The organism is Micromonospora sp. RP3T (assembly GCF_003027925.1).
GTDB lineage: Bacteria > Actinomycetota > Actinomycetes > Mycobacteriales > Micromonosporaceae > Micromonospora.
In genome coordinates this window covers 1-16279 of the sequence record NZ_PYPS01000054.1, presented here as the reverse complement: position 1 = coordinate 16279, position 16279 = coordinate 1, and the positions used below count along the sequence as shown (strand labels likewise).

Here is a 16279-nt window from a genome sequence, read left to right as displayed (position 1 = left end):
CTTGATCCTGCCGGGTGATTCTCGCCAGCCGAGTATCTTGATGAGCGAGATTATCCGGCGAGGCTCTATGCTGCAAGCCGGACCGAGGGATGGCGGCGAGCGGTGACGGGGCACGGCATGTACCGGCGACGGAGCGACCCACGGGGGCGCATGGTCGCGGAGATCACCAACGACCTGCGTCGTTACTCGGTGGACGCCCAGCACGTCGGGCACGCGTTCGCCGGGCTGCACGGATTGAACCCCACCGATCTCCAGGCGCTGATCGCGGTGATGGAGGCCGAGCTGGTGGGCGACCCGATCACCCCCGGTCGGCTCGGCGAGGTGCTCAACCTCTCCTCCGGCTCGGTGACCGCGCTCGTCGACCGGCTGGAGCGCGCGGGCCACATCCGGCGCGACCGGGACACCGCCGACCGCCGCAAGATCCTGCTGCACTACGCCGACCGCGGCGCGACGCTGGCGCAGAGCTTCTTCGGCCCGCTGGGCCGGCGCACCGACGAGGTGATGGACCGGTTCACCGACGACGAGTTGGCCGTGGTGCACCGGTTCATGGGCGAGATGGTGCACAGCATGCGGGCGCACCGCGACGAGGTGCGCGCCGCCCGCGGCACCGGCACCGAACCGCCCGGCGACCGCTGACCGTGCAGCTCGTCACCCGGCTCGCCGCGGTCGCGCTGCGGCTGCCCGCCGCCCGCGCCGGCCGGGTCACCGTCACCCGGGACGCCCCGGTGCGGGTCCGCGACGGGGTCACCCTGCGTACCGACCACTACGCGCCGGACCTGCCGGGCGCGGCCTGCGTGCTGATCCGCACCCCGTACGGGCGGGGCGGCCCGATGCGGCTGCTCGGTCACCTGGTCGCCGAGCGCGGTCATCACGTGGTGATCCAGTCCTGCCGTGGCACGTACGGCTCCGGCGGCGAGTTCGACCCACTGGTGCACGAGCGCGACGACGGCCTGGACACGCTCGACTGGCTGCGCCGCCAACCCTGGTGGACCGGCGTGTTCGGCATGTTCGGCGCCAGCTACCAGGGCTTCGTGCAGTGGGCGGTGGCCGCCGAGGCGGGCGACGAATTGCGCGCGATGGTCGCCGTGGTGACCGCCTCGGCCACCCGCGACTCGACGTACGCGGGCGAGTCGTTCGCGTTGGACACGGTGCTCACCTGGGCGGAGCTGCTCCAGGCGCAGACCGTGCCCTGGTTGGCCCGGCAGTGGGAACTCAAGCGCGGCCAGCCCCGGCTCGTCCGGGCGCTGGCCCACCTGCCGCTGGTCGAGGCGGACCGGGTGGCCACCGGCGTGACCGTGCCGTTCTTCCAGGAGTGGCTGCGCCACCACACGCCGGGCGCGGACTACTGGCGCGCCCGGGTCTTCGGCGACCGGATCACCGAGGTGCGGGCGCCGGTCGCCATGGTCAGCGGCTGGCAGGACATCTTCCTCCCGGCCCAGCTCGACGATTACGCCCGGCTGCGCGCCGCCGGTGCCCGGCCACGGCTGACCGTCGGCCCGTGGACCCACGGCAGTCCGGGTCTGCTGGTCGCGGCGCTGCGCGAAGGGCTGGGCTGGTTCGACGAGCACCTGGCCGGCCGGCCGGCGTCCCCCGGCGCGGAGGCGGCGCGCGCGCCGGTGCGGGTGCACGTGGGCGGCGTCGGGGGCGGGTGGCGTGACCTGCCCGACTGGCCGCCGCCCGGTACGCCGACGCGCTGGCACCTGCGTCCCGGTGGTGGCCTGTCGCCCGCCCCGCCGGTGGGCGGCCCGCCGGACCGGATCCGGTACGACCCGGCCGACCCGACCCCGTCGCTGGGCGGCCCGCTGCTGGTGGCCCAGCGGGCGGGCGCGGTGGACAACCGGCCGGTGGAGTCCCGCCCGGACGTGCTCACCTACACCGGTGAGCCGCTCGCCGACCCGGTCGAGGTGATCGGGCCGGTGCACGCCGAGATCCGCCTGCGCAGTGAGCTGTCCTACCTGGACGTCTTCGTGCGGCTGTGCGACGTGGACCGACGCGGCCGGTCCTGGAACGTCTGCGACGGCCTGGTCCGCGTCGAACCGGGCCGGTTCCCGGCCGGCGCGTCGGACGCGGTGCGGGTGCCGGTCACGCTCTGGCCGACCGCGTACCGGTTCGCGCCGGGGCACCGGCTGCGTCTCCAGGTCTCCGGCGGCGCCCACCCGCGCTGGGCGCGTAATCCCGGCACCGGGGAACCGCTCGGCACCGCTGTCACGCTGCGTGCCGGATGGCGCGAGGTGGTGCATGATCCCGAGCATCCTTCGGTGTTGCTGCTGCCGGTCGTGCCGCCCGCGTCCACACCGGGCAGATAATCGTAAATATCGGCTCTGAGCTGGGATTTTTCCTCGAGTGGGGATACGCTCCGAGCAAGTGCCCGTTGCTGTGCAGTCATCCGGCAGGGGCGCGTCCGCAGATCTCACGTCATCACACGTAGTGATGGTCGTTCCCTTGCCGACATCGATCGGAAGGGGATCCGTCATGACGTCGGCTCCGGCGAATCTGCTGGCCGTCCGCAGCCTGTTACTCACCTATCTCAACGTCGACAAGAACGTCGTCCGGGACCAGGATCTCGAGCCGGCGGAGGTCGGCATCGTCGGTGATCCCAGCCACCGGGGCGGCTACCACTGCGGCTCGGACCGGGTGGTGACCAACGACTACTCGGTGGTGGAGTCCACCCGGGACCGGTCCGGGCTGACCCTGTACGCGTCCGCGTTGGACATCGGCACGTTCTCGGTCCGCTCCGGCGGCGCCACCCACACGCTGCGCACGTTCTCCACCTGGCTGGTGGCGCAGTGCGCGGCGAACGCGGCCGACACCCGGGACATCCGGGAGGTCATCTACTCCGCGGACGGCCGCACGGTGCGGCGCTGGGACCGGCTGGGCCGGCGCACCAGCGGCGACAGCAGCCACCTGTACCACACCCACATCAGCTTCTTCCGCGACTCGACCAGGGCGGGCCGGGACCAGACCCCGTTGTTCCGCCGCTACCTCACCGCCATCGGGCTGATCGCCCCAGTCAAACCGGAGGACGACATGGAACAGACCGACAAGCTCATCGGGAACACCGGCTCGACCAGCCGTACGGTCGGCGACGTGCTGGCCGACCTGCAGAACCTGCGTAACTGGCTGATCTCGCCGGCCAACACGGTCGGGTTGGTCAACCCGCCGCTGGCGAACTCACCGCTCCAGCAGATGCTGGCGATGCTGCGGGCCTGGCCGGCGCTCGTGGCGCAGGTGACCGAGTTGTCCGGCAGGGACTTCACCGACGAGCAGCAGATCGTCACCGGCGTGCTCGCCGGGCTGCCGCCGGAGAAGATCGCCGAGGCCATCCCGCCGCAGATCGCCCGCGACGTCGCCGACGAGCTGTCCCGACGGCTGACCGCCTGACCGTCCGCGCCGCGACGACTGCCGCGTCGCGGCGCCGGGCATTCGGCAACAGTCATTGCGCAACAGCTCTTGCGAATGTAAGACTCGGCCGCATGGACCAACCCACCGTGCGCCAGGTCACCGACTCGCGGGTGCTCGCCGCGCTCGCCCATCCGCTGCGCCGCCGCCTCATGGACGTGCTCAAGGTGTACGGCCCGTGCACCGTCGGCCTGCTCGCCGAGCGCACCGACCAGGCCCCGGCGAACGTCAGTCACCACCTGAAGGTGCTGGCCGCCGCCGACCTGCTGGTCGAGGCGCCCGAGCTGGCCCGCGACCGGCGGGAACGTTGGTGGAAGCTGCGCAGCAGAGGCGTGCGGTGGTCCGAGTCCGACTTCGACGACGACCCGTCCACCCGGGTCGTGGCCGACGCGGCCGGCTCGCTCAACCTGGAGCGGCACACCGCCCTGGTGCGGGCCTGGCACGCCGCCGCCGACGAGACGCACGCCGCCTGGGGCGACGCGCCGTTCAGCACCGACCACTGGTTGCACCTGACCCCGGACGAGCTGGCCGAGCTGAGCCGCGAGGTGATCGCGTTGTTCGGCCGCTGGGCCGACCGTCCGGTCCCCGACGACGGGCAGCGCCGCGAGCCGGTCTTCGTGTTCACCCACGGCGTCCCGGCCCGACCGTGACCGCCCCGGCCGGCGCGCCGCCGGCGGTGGCGCCCGGTGGCCTGTTCCGGCACCGCGACTTCCGGTTGCTCTGGACCGGCCACACCATCAGCGCGGTGGGCAGCAACATGACCGCCGTGGCGTTGCCGCTGGTCGCCGTGGCGGTGCTCGACGCCAGCACGTTCCAGGTGGCGGTGCTGACCGCCGCGGCCTGGCTGCCCTGGCTGCTGGCCGGTCTGCCGGTCGGAGCGTGGGTCGACCGGGTCCGCCGTCGGCCCGTGATGATCGCCGCCGACCTGGTCGCCGCCGCGTTGTTCGCCGGCGTCCCGGTCGCCGCGCTGCTCGACCTGCTCACCGTCGGGCACCTGCTGGTCGTGGCGCTCGGCGCCGGCCTGGCCCGGGTGTTCTTCGAAACCGCCGACCAGGTCTACCTGCCCACCCTGCTGCCGCCCGAGCAGGTGCCGCCGGCCAATGCCCGACTGCACGCCACCCAGACCGCGAGTTACCTGCTCGGCCCCGGGCTGGCCGGGCTGATCGCCCAGCTCGCCGGCGCGGTGACCGCGGTGGCGCTGGACGCGGTGAGCTTCCTGGCGTCCGCGTGGTGTCTGCACCGCATCCGCGCGGTCGAGCCGCACCCGCGCCGGGCCGCCGGGACGGCGTCCCTGCGCCGGGACGCGGCCGACGGACTGCGCTTCGTCGCCCGGGACCCGTACCTGCGGGTGCTGACCGTCTTCGGCGCGGCGAGCAACATCGGGCTCACCGGCTACCAGGCGGTGCTGGTCGTCTTCCTGGTCCGCTCGGCCGGGCTGCCGGCCGGCCTGGTCGGCCTCCTGATCGGCCTGGCCAGCGTCGGCGGGGTCGTCGGCGCGGCGCTGGCCGCCCGGCTGGCCCGGCGGCTCGGCACCGCCCGCGCGCTGCTGCTCGCCGGCGCGCTCACCGGGCCGCCCGCGCTGCTGATCCCACTCGCCGGCCCCGGCGCGCGGGTGGCCTGGCTGGTGCTCGGCGGCGCTCTGGTGAGCCTGGGCGTGGCGGTCGGCAACGTGGTCAAGGGCAGCTTCCGGCAGACGTACACGCCGCACCGGTTGCTCGGCCGCGTCACAGTGAGCATGCACCTGCTCAACTACGGCACCATCCCGCTCGCCGCGCTGCTGGCCGGCATGCTGGGCGCCGCCTGGGGGCCGGGCGGCGCGATCCGACTGATGACCGCCTGGCTGGCGCTCACCCCGTTGATTCTGCTGATCGGGCCGCTCCGCCGGCGACGTGAGCTGCCGGCGGCACCCGCCTGACGACGCGCTGCGGCGGCGGTCGGAGCCCGACCGCCGCCACCGGCACTACGTCACATCGGACGGACGTTGTCCGCCTGCGGGCCCTTCTGGCCCTGTGTCACCTCGAACTCGACCTTCTGGCCCTCGTTCAGCTCGCGGTAGCCGCCGCTCTGGATGGCCGAGTAGTGGACGAACACGTCCGGGCCTCCGCCGTCCTGCTCGATGAAGCCGAAGCCCTTTTCCGAGTTGAACCACTTGACCGTGCCGGTTGCCATGCGTCTCTCCCTGTTCAATGCGGGTGAGCACCGACCCGCGGTCGGTGATCGCCCCTGTACCTCCTCGACAGTAACCGCCCGAACCCGGATCCGCTGGCGGAAGTGCCGGCGTGGCTCACGAATACCTGCGAACCGGAAACCCTCCCCGACCCGACCCGGGGCACGGCATGCTTGCCCGGATGAGCACAACGACGGCGCTGGCCGACCTGGAACGGGAGATCACGGCGCCCGGTGCGGGCCCCGACCGCCTGCGCCTGGTGGCCACGCCGTTCGTGCCCGAGGTGCGGCTGCACCTGGCCGAGGACGCCATCCTGTGGTGGGCGCGGATGGAGGCCGCCGCCGGGCGGTCGCTCCCGCCGCCGTACTGGGCCTCGGTCTGGGCCGGTGGGCAGGCGCTGGCCCGGCACCTGCTCGACCACCCCGAACTCGCCGCCGGGCGGCGCGTGCTCGACCTGGGCGCCGGATCCGGGCTGGTCGCCATCGCCGCCGCGCTCGCCGGCGCCGACCGGGTGGTCGCCAACGACGTCGACCCGTACGCGGTGGCCGCGGTCACCGTCAACGCGCGGGCGAACCGGGTCCGGGTGGCCGTCGACAGCGACGACCTGCTCGACGGGGTGGCCGGCGTCGACCTGCTGGTCGCCGGCGACGCGCTCTACGACGCCGGGCTGGCCGCGCGGGTACTGCCCTACCTGCGACGGTGCGCGGACCATGGCGTCGAGGTGCTGGTCGGCGACCCGGACCGGGGCCACCTGCCGCCGGCCGGGCTGGAACTGGTGGCCAGCTACCCGGTGCCCACCACCGAGCCCTCGGTCGACTCCCCGGTACGCCGGGTCCAGGTGCTGCGCCCCCGCTGAGCCCTCGGGGATCATCCGGAGGGGATCTCCGGGACGGCTGGGGGATCACGCCCGATGTGCCGGATGGCCGGTCGGGCATAGCGTGCTCGGCATGACGGACCTGCTCACCCAGTTCGGGCAGCTGCCCACCACCCTGCTGATGGGCCTGCTGGGTGTGGTGATGCTCGCCGACGCCGTACCCCTGCTCGGGGTGCTGGTGCCCGGCGACGCCGCGGTCCTGGCGGCGGTCGGCTCGGGCCGGCCGGCCGGCGGCGCGGCGACCGTCGCGGCGGTGGTCGCCGGTTGCCTGGCCGGCTGGTCGTTGAGCTTCCTCGCCGGACGGCGCTGGGGCGGCCGGCTGCGCAACGGCCGGCTGGGTGGCTGGATCGGCGAGTCCCGCTGGGCCGCCGCCGAGACGCTGCTGCACCGGGGCGGCGGACGGATCGTGCTGGTGGCGCCGTTCCTGCCGGTGTTCAACGCGTTGCTGCCGCTGGCCGCCGGTGGGCTGCGGATGCCGTACCGGCGGTTCGTCACCTGCGCGGCGCTCGGCGCCACCGCGTGGGCCGGGCTCTACGTGGCGCTCGGGCTGGCCGCGCGGACGCTGACCGCGCTGCTGCCCGGCGCGCCGGACCCGACGGTGCTCACCATGGCGGTCGGGCTGGTGCTGGCCGGTCCGGTGCTGCTCGGCACCCGCCGTCGGCTGCGCGCGGTGACCGGCTGACGCGGCCGGGCCCGGCCGCCACGGGGGAGGCCGGGCCCGGCGCGCTCACCAGCCGCGGGCCCGCCACTGCGGCACGGCGGGCCGCTCCGCGCCGAGCGTGCTGTCCTTGCCGTGACCCGGGTAGAACCAGGTCTCGTCCGGCAGCCGGTCGAAGAGCTTCGCCTCGACGTCGTCGATGAGCCGGCCGAACCGCTCCGGGTCCTGGTCGGTGTTGCCGACGCCACCGGGGAAGAGCGAGTCGCCGGTGAAGAGGTGCGGGGTGCCGGCCGGGTCGCGGTGGAGCAGCGCGATCGACCCCGGGGTGTGCCCGCGCAGGTGGATCACCTCCAGCTCGCAGTCGCCGACCCGGACCGTGTCGCCCTCGTGCAGCGGCTCGGCGGCGATCGGCAGGCCCTCGGCGTCGTCGGCGTGCACCAGCGCGCGGGCGCCGGTCTTCGCGACCACCTCCTCCAGCGCGACCCAGTGGTCCATGTGCCGGTGGGTGGTCACCACCGTCGCCAGCCCGCCGTCGCCGACCAGCTCCAGCAGCCGGGGCGCCTCGTTGGCGGCGTCGATCAGCGCCTGCTCGCCGGTGGCGCGGCAGCGCAGCAGGTAGGCGTTGTTGTCCATCGGGCCCACCGACAGCTTGGTCACGGTGAGCCGGTCGAGTTCGCGCACGGCCGGCGGGCCGCCGGGCGTGACGTCTCCGGTGTAGGTCATGACGGGGTTCAGATCCATTCCGGTGGGTTCGGCAGGGGGCCGTCGGGATCGACGGTGAGCAGCTCGCCCGTGCCCCGGCCGGTCAGCCAGGCGGCGAGTTCCGGCGCGGTGCCGGTGATCGTGGGCGCGCCCCCGGGGTCGCCCACGACGAGGTCGCGCGCCGGGCCGTCGGGACGCAGCACCATGGCCGGCGCGGCCGGGTCGTCGGCCAGCCCGGTGGCCACCTCGTGCAGCAGCCGCTGGGCGAACGCGTCCGGCCAGTCCGCCGGCCGGTAGCCGGTGGCCAGGTGGACGTGGTGCACCTCGACCTCGCGCAGCCGCCCCCAGACCAGCAGCGCCGCCGGCCACGGGCCGCGCCGGGCCCGCACCATCGCGCCCCACGCCCGGGGCGGCATCTCCGCCACCGCCACGTCGAAGCGCTGGCCGCTGCGACGCAGGTCGTCCAGGAGGTCGGCCGGGCCGCGTCCGGCGCCCGCCTCGATGTCGGCGTTCCGCGCCTCGACCGAGGCGTACATCGGGATGTCCGCGCCGGTGCGCGCGGCGGTGAGCAGGTTGACGAACCCGTCGGCATTGCGGGCCAGGTGGGTGAGCACGTGCGCGCGGGTCCACCCCGGCAGCAGCGACGGCGCCGCGACGTCCGCGGCGGCCAGGGCGGTCACGGTACGCAGCAGCCGGTCGTTCGCCTCGGCCAGCTCGCCGGTCAGCAGCAGGGGGTCAGTCGTCATCGGGTTCGACAGTAGCGGGCCGGCCCGCGCCGCGCCGCCGGGGAAATCGCTTTCGGCGCGTCGCCGGGCGTCCTACCGTCGGGGCCGACGGCTTCGCGCCGTGACGCCGGGAGTCGGAGGGAGGTGGTGCGCATGCCGGTCCCCGCGCGTGTGTCCGCCCTGATCCCCACGACCTCGATGAGGATGCCATGACCCTCGACCTGACCGCCCTCGGCTGGGACGCCGACCGGGCGACCCACCTCGATCGACGTGCCGACCACCGACCCGGGCGGGTGGCCCGGGTGGACCGCGGCGTGTGCACCGTGCTGTGCCCGGCGGGGCCGGTACGGGCGAGCCTCGGCGGCGGCGTGCTCGCCGCCGCCGCCCGCGACCTGACCGCGTTGCCCTGTGCCGGCGACTGGGTGCTGCTGGCCACCTGGCCGGACGGCCCGGTCACCGTGGAGACGGTGCTCCCGCGGCGCACCGCGCTGGTGCGGCGCACCGCCGGCAAGGACGCCAGCGGCCAGGTGCTGGCCGCCAACCTCGACACCGCCGCGGTGATCGAGCCGGTGCACCCGACGCCGGACGCCGCCCGGATCGAGCGCCTGCTCTCCCTCGTGCACGAATCCGGCGCCGAGCCGCTGGTGGTGCTCACCAAGGCCGACCTGGCCGCCGACCCGGCCGCGGTGGCCCGGCAGCTCGCCGAACTGGCCCCGGGGGTGCCGGTGCTGCCGGTCAGCGCCGAGCGCGGCACCGGCCTGGCGCCGCTGCGCCGGCACGTCGCGCCGGGGCGCACGCTGGGCCTGCTCGGCCCGTCCGGGGCGGGCAAGTCGAGCCTGGTCAACGCGTTGGCCGGGGCGGCCGTGATGCCCACCCAGGCGATCCGCCGGGTCGACGGCAAGGGCCGGCACACCACCACCTGGCGGGCGCTGGTGCCGGTGCCGGGCGGGGGCGCGGTGCTGGACACCCCCGGCGTCCGGGCGGTCGGCCTGCTGGACGGCGCCACCGGCCTGGACCGGGCGTTCGCCGACATCGCCGAGCTGGCCACCGGCTGCCGGTACGCCGACTGCGCGCACGACGCCGAGCCGGCCTGCGCGGTGCGGGACGCGCTGGACAGCGGCGCGCTGCCGGCCCGCCGCTGGGAGAGCTGGCGCCGGTTGCAGCGGGAGCTGGCGTACGAGAGCGGTCGCCGCGCGGCCCGGGTGGCCGCCGAGCGGCGGGGCGGCTGGCGCGGTGGGCGGCGACGCACCGGGCGTCCGGCGACGCCGCCCACTCCCGGCGCACTCTGAACTGGGGGAATGTCCGCGCGCCGGAAGTTGTCACACCTCGGGGCTAGAGTTGCCGGGGCGCTTTCCCCGCGCCCCGCAATTCGGGAAAAACAGACTTCGCCTCACATTATTCTTCCGGGAGCACACGCACCGTGGCCGACCGTCTGATCATCCGTGGCGCGCGCGAGCACAACCTGCGTGACGTCAGTCTCGACCTGCCCCGGGACGCCCTGATCGTCTTCACCGGGCTCTCCGGCTCGGGCAAGTCCAGCCTGGCGTTCGACACCATCTTCGCCGAGGGGCAGCGCCGTTACGTCGAGTCGCTGTCGTCGTACGCCCGGCAGTTCCTCGGCCAGATGGACAAGCCCGACGTCGACTTCATCGAGGGGCTCAGCCCCGCCGTCTCCATCGACCAGAAGTCCACCTCGCGCAACCCGCGATCCACCGTCGGCACCATCACCGAGGTCTACGACTACCTCCGGCTGCTCTTCGCCCGCATCGGTGAGCCGCACTGCCCGATCTGTGGCGAGCGGATCTCCAAGCAGAGCCCGCAGCAGATCGTCGACCGGCTCCTCGCGATGGCCGAGGGCACCCGGTTCATGGTGCTCGCGCCGGTGGTGCGGGGTCGCAAGGGCGAGTACGTCGACCTCTTCGCCGAACTCCAGGCCAAGGGCTACGCCCGGGCCCGGGTCGACGGCGTGGTGCACCCGCTGACCGAGCCGCCCAAGCTCAAGAAGCAGGAGAAGCACACCATCGAGGTGGTCATCGACCGGCTCAGCGTCAAGGCGAGCGCCAAGCAGCGGCTAACCGACTCGGTCGAGGCCGCGCTCGGCCTCTCCGGCGGCCTGGTGCTGCTCGACTTCGTCGACCTGGCCGAGGACGACCCGGCCCGCGAGCGCCGCTACTCCGAGCACCTGGCCTGCCCCAACGACCACCCGCTGGCGATCGAGGACCTGGAACCCCGGGTCTTCTCCTTCAACGCGCCCTACGGCGCCTGCCCGGAGTGCACCGGCCTGGGCACCAAGAAGGAGGTCGACCCCGAGCTGATCATCCCGGACCCGGAGCGAACGCTGCGCGAGGGCGCGATCCAGCCCTGGTCCACCGGGCACAACCTGGAATACTTCCTGCGCCTGCTGGAGGCGCTCGGCGAGAGCCAGCACTTCGACGTCGACACGCCGTGGCGCGCGCTGCCGTCGCGGGCGCAGAAGACGATCCTGCACGGCTCCGACGACCAGGTGCACGTCCGCTACCGCAACAAGTACGGTCGCGAGCGCTCCTACTACACCGGGTTCGAGGGCGTGGTGCAGTGGATCGAGCGCCGGCACACCGACACCGAGTCCGAGTGGTCCCGCGACAAGTACGAGGGGTACATGCGGGACGTGCCGTGCGCGGCCTGCGGCGGCGCCCGGCTCAAGCCGGAGGTGCTCGCGGTCACGCTGGCCGGCAAGAGCATCGCCGAGGTCTGCAACCTCTCCGTGGGCGAGGCGGCCGACCTGCTCGCCGGCATCGAGCTGACCGACCGGCAGAAGATGATCGCCGAGCGCGTGCTCAAGGAGATCAACGCCCGGTTGAAGTTCCTGCTCGACGTCGGGCTGGACTACCTCTCCCTGGACCGGCCGGCGGGCACGCTCTCCGGCGGCGAGGCGCAGCGCATCCGGCTCGCCACCCAGATCGGCTCCGGTCTGGTCGGCGTGCTCTACGTGCTCGACGAGCCGTCGATCGGCCTGCACCAGCGGGACAACCACCGGCTCATCGAGACGCTGCTGCGGCTGCGCGGCCTGGGCAACACGCTGATCGTGGTCGAGCACGACGAGGACACCATCCGGGTGGCCGACTGGATCGTCGACATCGGCCCGGGCGCGGGCGAGCACGGCGGCAAGATCGTGCACAGCGGCTCGGTGCCGGCGTTGCTCGACAACGACGAGTCGGTCACCGGCGCCTACCTGGCGGGTCGCAAGGCCATCCCGACGCCGGCCACCCGCCGTCCGCAGACGCCGGGCCGGGAGCTGGTGGTGCACGGCGCGCGCGAGCACAACCTGCGCAACCTCACCGTCAGCTTCCCGCTGGGTCAGCTCATCGCGGTCACCGGGGTCAGCGGCTCGGGCAAGTCGACGCTCGTCAACGACATCCTCTACACGGTCCTCGCCAACCAGATCAACGGCGCCCGGCTGGTGCCCGGCCGGCACACCCGGATCACCGGCCTGGAGCACGTGGACAAGGTCGTCGGCGTGGACCAGTCGCCGATCGGGCGCACCCCGCGCTCCAACCCGGCCACCTACACCGGCGTCTGGGACCACGTCCGCAAGCTCTTCGCCGAGACCACCGAGGCCAAGGTCCGGGGGTACGGTCCGGGCCGGTTCTCGTTCAACGTCAAGGGCGGGCGCTGCGAGGCGTGCTCCGGCGACGGCACCATCAAGATCGAGATGAACTTCCTGCCGGACGTCTACGTCCCCTGCGAGGTGTGCAAGGGCGCGCGGTACAACCGCGAGACGCTCGAGGTGCACTACAAGGGCCGTACGGTCGCCGAGGTGCTGGACATGCCGATCGAGGAGGCGGCCGAGTTCTTCTCCGCCATCCCGGCCATCCACCGGCACCTCAAGACGCTCGTCGACGTCGGCCTGGGCTACGTGCGTCTCGGCCAGCCCGCGCCGACGCTCTCCGGCGGCGAGGCGCAGCGGGTGAAGCTCGCCTCCGAGCTGCAGAAGCGCTCCACCGGGCGGACGGTCTACGTGCTCGACGAGCCCACCACCGGCCTGCACTTCGAGGACATCCGCAAGCTGCTCATGGTGCTGGAGGGCCTGGTCGACAAGGGCAACACGGTGATCACCATCGAGCACAACCTCGACGTGATCAAGACGGCCGACTGGCTCATCGACATGGGCCCGGAGGGTGGTCACCGGGGCGGCACGGTGCTCGCCACCGGCACCCCGGAGGAGGTCGCCGAGGTGCCCGAGAGCCACACCGGCGAGTTCCTGCGGCCGATCCTCAAGCTGGCCGGCGACGCCAAGGGCGCCAAGGCGGCCACCACCCGGGCGGCCAAGGCCAACGGCACCACCAAGTCGCGGGCCCGGAAGGTGCCGGCGGCGGCGCGCTGACCGACGCGTACGCGCGGACGGGCCTGACCCCGGCCCGTCCGTGCTGACCGACGCGGGCCCGGACGGGCCGCCACGGCCGGTCCGGCCACGGATGTACGCGGATCGTGACGCGCCGGTATGAACCGCGCGCCACCCTGGTGCGTGTACCGCAGTGTGGCCACGGATCAGGACCGCTGGCGACAGCCGAGAGAGAGGCCGGAGATGACTGACGACCAGGTGCCGACCGGACCGGTCACCCAGAGCCGCCGGGCCCTGCTCGCGGGCGCCGGCGCGGTCGGCGCGGCCGTGGTGCTGGCGGGCTGCGGCGAGGACGACGCCACCCCGGGAGCGGCCCCGACCAGCGGCGGACCGCCCGGCGCCAGCGCCACCGGCGACGCCGGCGGCGGCAACCGGGACAGCAGCGCTCCGCTGGCCCGCACCACCGACATCCCGGTCGGCGGCGGCGCGGTGTACGCCAGCAAGGGCGTGGTGATCACCCAGCCCGAGGCGGGCCAGTTCAAGGGCTTCGACCCGATCTGCACGCACCAGGGCTGCCCGGTGTCGAACGTCGACGGTGGCACCATCAACTGCACCTGCCACAACAGCCGGTTCTCGATCAGCGACGGGTCGGTGAAGCAGGGCCCGGCCACGAAGCCGCTCGCGGCCAAGGAGATCAAGGTCAGCGGCGACCAGATCACGCTGGCCTGACCGGTCGCCGTGCCCCCGCCGGCCGGGCGGGGCGCGGCGACGGTGGGGTGTCGGGGGTGCGGACTACGCTTGGCGCGTGGCTGACCCCTCGACCTACCGTCCCGCGACCGGCACCATCCCGGAGTCACCAGGGGTCTACCGGTTCCGCGACGGCACCGGCCGGGTGATCTACGTGGGCAAGGCGCGCAACCTGCGCAGCCGGCTCAACTCCTACTTCGCCGATCCGGTCAACCTCCATCAGCGCACCCGGCAGATGGTCTTCACCGCCGAGTCGGTCGACTGGATCACCGTCGCCACCGAGGTGGAAGCGCTCCAGCAGGAATACACCTGGATCAAGCAGTACGACCCGAGGTTCAACGTCCGCTACCGCGACGACAAGTCCTACCCCTACCTCGCGGTCACGCTCGACGAGGAATACCCGCGCCTCCAGGTGATGCGCGGCGCGAAGCGCAAGGGGGTGCGCTACTTCGGGCCGTACTCGCACGCCTGGGCCATCCGCGAGACGCTCGACCTGCTGCTCCGCGTCTTCCCGGCCCGCACCTGCTCCTCCGGGGTGTTCAAGCGGGCCGGCCAGGTCGGCCGGCCCTGCCTGCTGGGTTACATCGGCAAGTGCTCGGCGCCGTGCGTCGGCACCGTCACCGCCGAACGGCACCGGGAGATCGTCACCGGCTTCTGCGACTTCATGGCCGGCCGGACCGACACCATGGTCCGCCGGCTGGAGAAGGAGATGCTCGACGCCAGCGAGCAGTTGGAGTTCGAGCGCGCCGCCCGGCTGCGCGACGACGTGGCCGCGCTGCGCCGTGCCATGGAGAAGCAGACGGTGGTGCTCGGCGACGGCACCGACGCCGACGTGGTGGCGTTCGCCGACGACCCCCTCGAAGCCGCGGTGCAGGTCTTCCACGTCCGTGACGGCCGGGTGCGCGGCCAGCGCGGCTGGGTGGTGGAGAAGACCGAGGAACTGACCACCGGCGACCTCGTGCACCACTTCTGCACCCAGGTCTACGGCGGCGAGCAGGGCGAGGCCGACGTCCCACGGGAGCTGCTCGTCCCCGAGCTGCCCGGTGACGCCGACGCGCTCGCGGACTGGCTCTCCACCCGCCGGGGGAGCCGGGTCTCGCTGCGGGTGCCCCAGCGCGGTGACAAGCGGTCGTTGCTGGAGACCGTCGAGCGCAACGCGAAGGACGCGTTGACCCGGCACAAGCTCAAGCGCGCCGGTGACCTGACCACCCGCGGTCAGGCCCTCGACGAGATCGCCGACGCCCTCGACATGCGGACGTCGCCGTTGCGCATCGAGTGTTTCGACGTCTCCCAGATCCAGGGCACCGACGTGGTCGCCAGCATGGTGGTGTTCGAGGACGGGCTGCCCCGCAAGAACGAGTACCGCCGGTTCATCGTGCGCGGCGCCACCGACGACCTGTCCGCCATGTCCGAGGTGCTGCGCCGGCGTTTCGCCCGCTACCTCGACGCCCGCGCCGAGACCGGAGAGCTGGGCGAGGAGACCGCCGCCGACCCCGACCGCCCCGGCATCGACCCGACCACCGGGCGACCGCGCCGGTTCGCGTACCCGCCGCAGCTCGTGGTGGTCGACGGCGGCCCGCCGCAGGTGGCTGCCGCCGCGAAGGCCCTCGCCGAGCTGGGCATCGACGACGTGGCGTTGTGCGGGCTGGCCAAGCGGCTGGAGGAGGTCTGGCTGCCCGACGACGAGTTCCCGGTGATCCTGCCGCGCACCTCGGAGGCGCTCTACCTGCTGCAACGGGTCCGCGACGAGGCCCACCGCTTCGCCATCACGTTCCACCGCCAGCGGCGCTCCAAGCGGATGACCGAGTCGGCGCTCGACAACGTCCCCGGCCTGGGCGAGGTCCGTCGCAAGGCGCTGCTGCGGCATTTCGGCTCGCTGAAGCGGCTGTCCGGGGCCACGGTCGAGGAGATCACCGAGGTGCCCGGCGTCGGCCGACGTACCGCCGAGGCGATCCTCGCCGCCCTCGACAGCGACCCCGCCCCCACCCCGTCCTGACCGGCCGCCCTCGCACAGCCTGTTGATCAAGGCGTTGACGTCACCGCGGCGAGCCGCTGGGACACCAACCCCTTGATCACGGCCGCACCCCGCCCGGCCTGCCCGTGTCCGGGCCGGCCCCACCTGTGCCCGGCTCGGCAACCCGGTCCTCCGGTGATCATGAAGTTGGCTGCCGTGCTGTCGGCATGTCGGCCGGCCAACTTCATGATCGACGGGGTGACCCGGTGGGGTGTGGATGCTTCATCCGGGAGATTCTCGATTTATGGGATGATTGTTCTGGATGACGGGAACGGTGGAGATCTTGGAGCGTTTCGGCCCCCGGAGGGGCCGTTCGGTACCAAGATCTCCCGGCGCTCGGTTCGGGCAGGCTCACCCAGGGGGTCGTCTGGGGGGTGTCGGGTTTGGGGTGGTCGGGGTCACCGGCTCGGGGGAATCGGGGCCGGGGGCGGGGCGTTGTACCTGGCAGACCGCGTGGAGCCCGGCCCTCGGGCCGCTGGCAGCCCCGGTCGGAATGACCGGCCACCGGCCGTCGTTACATCCCCCGGAGCCGCCGACCCGGCCACCCCGTGTGGCCCCGGTCGCGCCGGGCCCCTGAGCAGGCCACCTGATCGGCCGCCGGGCCCACCGCACACTTCCCCCGCACGCAGGCGTCCCCCGCGCCCGCGTATCCCCCATCCCCCTGGGAGGCAT

General features: G+C 73.5%; 14 protein-coding genes. 11 read left to right on the top strand and 3 right to left on the bottom strand.

The window, feature by feature from the left end:
• Positions 1–117 precede the first annotated feature (117 nt).
• The 5 genes from C8054_RS29635 to C8054_RS29615 all read left to right on the top strand — a co-directional run bounded on the left by C8054_RS29635 (position 118) and on the right by C8054_RS29615 (position 5314).
• Positions 118–636, top strand: a complete 519-nt coding sequence (locus tag C8054_RS29635) for a MarR family winged helix-turn-helix transcriptional regulator (RefSeq protein WP_107162460.1) — start codon at positions 118–120, stop codon at positions 634–636.
• Complete coding sequence (locus tag C8054_RS29630; protein ID WP_199199979.1) at positions 633–2306, top strand: CocE/NonD family hydrolase; 1674 nt, start codon at positions 633–635, stop codon at positions 2304–2306. The genes C8054_RS29635 and C8054_RS29630 overlap by 4 nt, the downstream gene beginning before the upstream one ends.
• 166 nt (positions 2307–2472) lie before the next feature.
• Positions 2473–3381, top strand: a complete 909-nt coding sequence (locus C8054_RS29625; protein ID WP_107162458.1) for a hypothetical protein — start codon at positions 2473–2475, stop codon at positions 3379–3381.
• Between the two features lie 92 nt (positions 3382–3473).
• Positions 3474–4049, top strand: coding sequence for a helix-turn-helix transcriptional regulator (locus tag C8054_RS29620; protein ID WP_107162457.1), 576 nt, complete (start codon positions 3474–3476; stop codon positions 4047–4049).
• A complete protein-coding gene (locus C8054_RS29615; protein WP_107162456.1) occupies positions 4046–5314 on the top strand; it encodes an MFS transporter in 1269 nt (422 codons plus the stop codon). Before C8054_RS29620 ends, C8054_RS29615 begins: the two co-directional genes overlap by 4 nt.
• A 50-nt stretch (positions 5315–5364) precedes the next feature.
• Here C8054_RS29615 and C8054_RS29610 read toward each other — a convergent pair whose 3' ends face one another.
• A complete protein-coding gene (locus C8054_RS29610) occupies positions 5365–5568 on the bottom strand; it encodes a cold-shock protein (RefSeq protein WP_091059998.1) in 204 nt (67 codons plus the stop codon).
• Between the two features lie 179 nt (positions 5569–5747).
• Here C8054_RS29610 and C8054_RS29605 point away from each other — a divergent pair, with 179 nt between their 5' ends.
• Positions 5748–6422 carry a methyltransferase gene (locus C8054_RS29605; protein ID WP_107162455.1) on the top strand — a complete coding sequence of 225 codons (675 nt, stop codon included), beginning with the start codon at positions 5748–5750 and terminating at the stop codon, positions 6420–6422.
• 91 nt (positions 6423–6513) lie between these two features.
• Positions 6514–7122 (top strand): DedA family protein, encoded by a 609-nt coding sequence (locus C8054_RS29600; protein WP_107162477.1) that lies wholly within the window; start codon positions 6514–6516, stop codon positions 7120–7122.
• A 45-nt stretch (positions 7123–7167) separates the two neighbouring features.
• Here C8054_RS29600 and C8054_RS29595 read toward each other — a convergent pair whose 3' ends face one another.
• Positions 7168–7821, bottom strand: coding sequence for an MBL fold metallo-hydrolase (locus tag C8054_RS29595; RefSeq protein WP_107162454.1), 654 nt, complete (start codon positions 7819–7821; stop codon positions 7168–7170).
• 8 nt (positions 7822–7829) lie between these two features.
• Positions 7830–8546 carry a maleylpyruvate isomerase family mycothiol-dependent enzyme gene (locus tag C8054_RS29590; RefSeq protein ID WP_107162453.1) on the bottom strand — a complete coding sequence of 239 codons (717 nt, stop codon included), beginning with the start codon at positions 8544–8546 and terminating at the stop codon, positions 7830–7832.
• 188 nt (positions 8547–8734) lie between these two features.
• Between C8054_RS29590 and rsgA the strand changes: the two genes are divergently transcribed.
• The 4 genes from rsgA to uvrC all read left to right on the top strand — a co-directional run bounded on the left by rsgA (position 8735) and on the right by uvrC (position 15589).
• The gene (rsgA, locus tag C8054_RS29585) at positions 8735–9814 is read left to right on the top strand and encodes a ribosome small subunit-dependent GTPase A (RefSeq protein ID WP_107162452.1); all 1080 of its coding nucleotides are present in this window, start codon (positions 8735–8737) and stop codon (positions 9812–9814) included.
• Positions 9815–9945: 131 nt separating this feature from the next.
• Complete coding sequence (gene uvrA / locus C8054_RS29580) at positions 9946–12888, top strand: excinuclease ABC subunit UvrA (RefSeq protein WP_107162451.1); 2943 nt, start codon at positions 9946–9948, stop codon at positions 12886–12888.
• Between the two features lie 201 nt (positions 12889–13089).
• The gene (locus C8054_RS29575) at positions 13090–13575 is read left to right on the top strand and encodes a Rieske (2Fe-2S) protein (RefSeq protein WP_107162450.1); all 486 of its coding nucleotides are present in this window, start codon (positions 13090–13092) and stop codon (positions 13573–13575) included.
• 76 nt (positions 13576–13651) lie between these two features.
• Entirely contained in the window at positions 13652–15589 is a 1938-nt protein-coding gene (uvrC, locus tag C8054_RS29570) for an excinuclease ABC subunit UvrC (RefSeq protein ID WP_107162449.1), read from the top strand.
• The last annotated feature ends 690 nt before the right edge of the window (positions 15590–16279 follow it).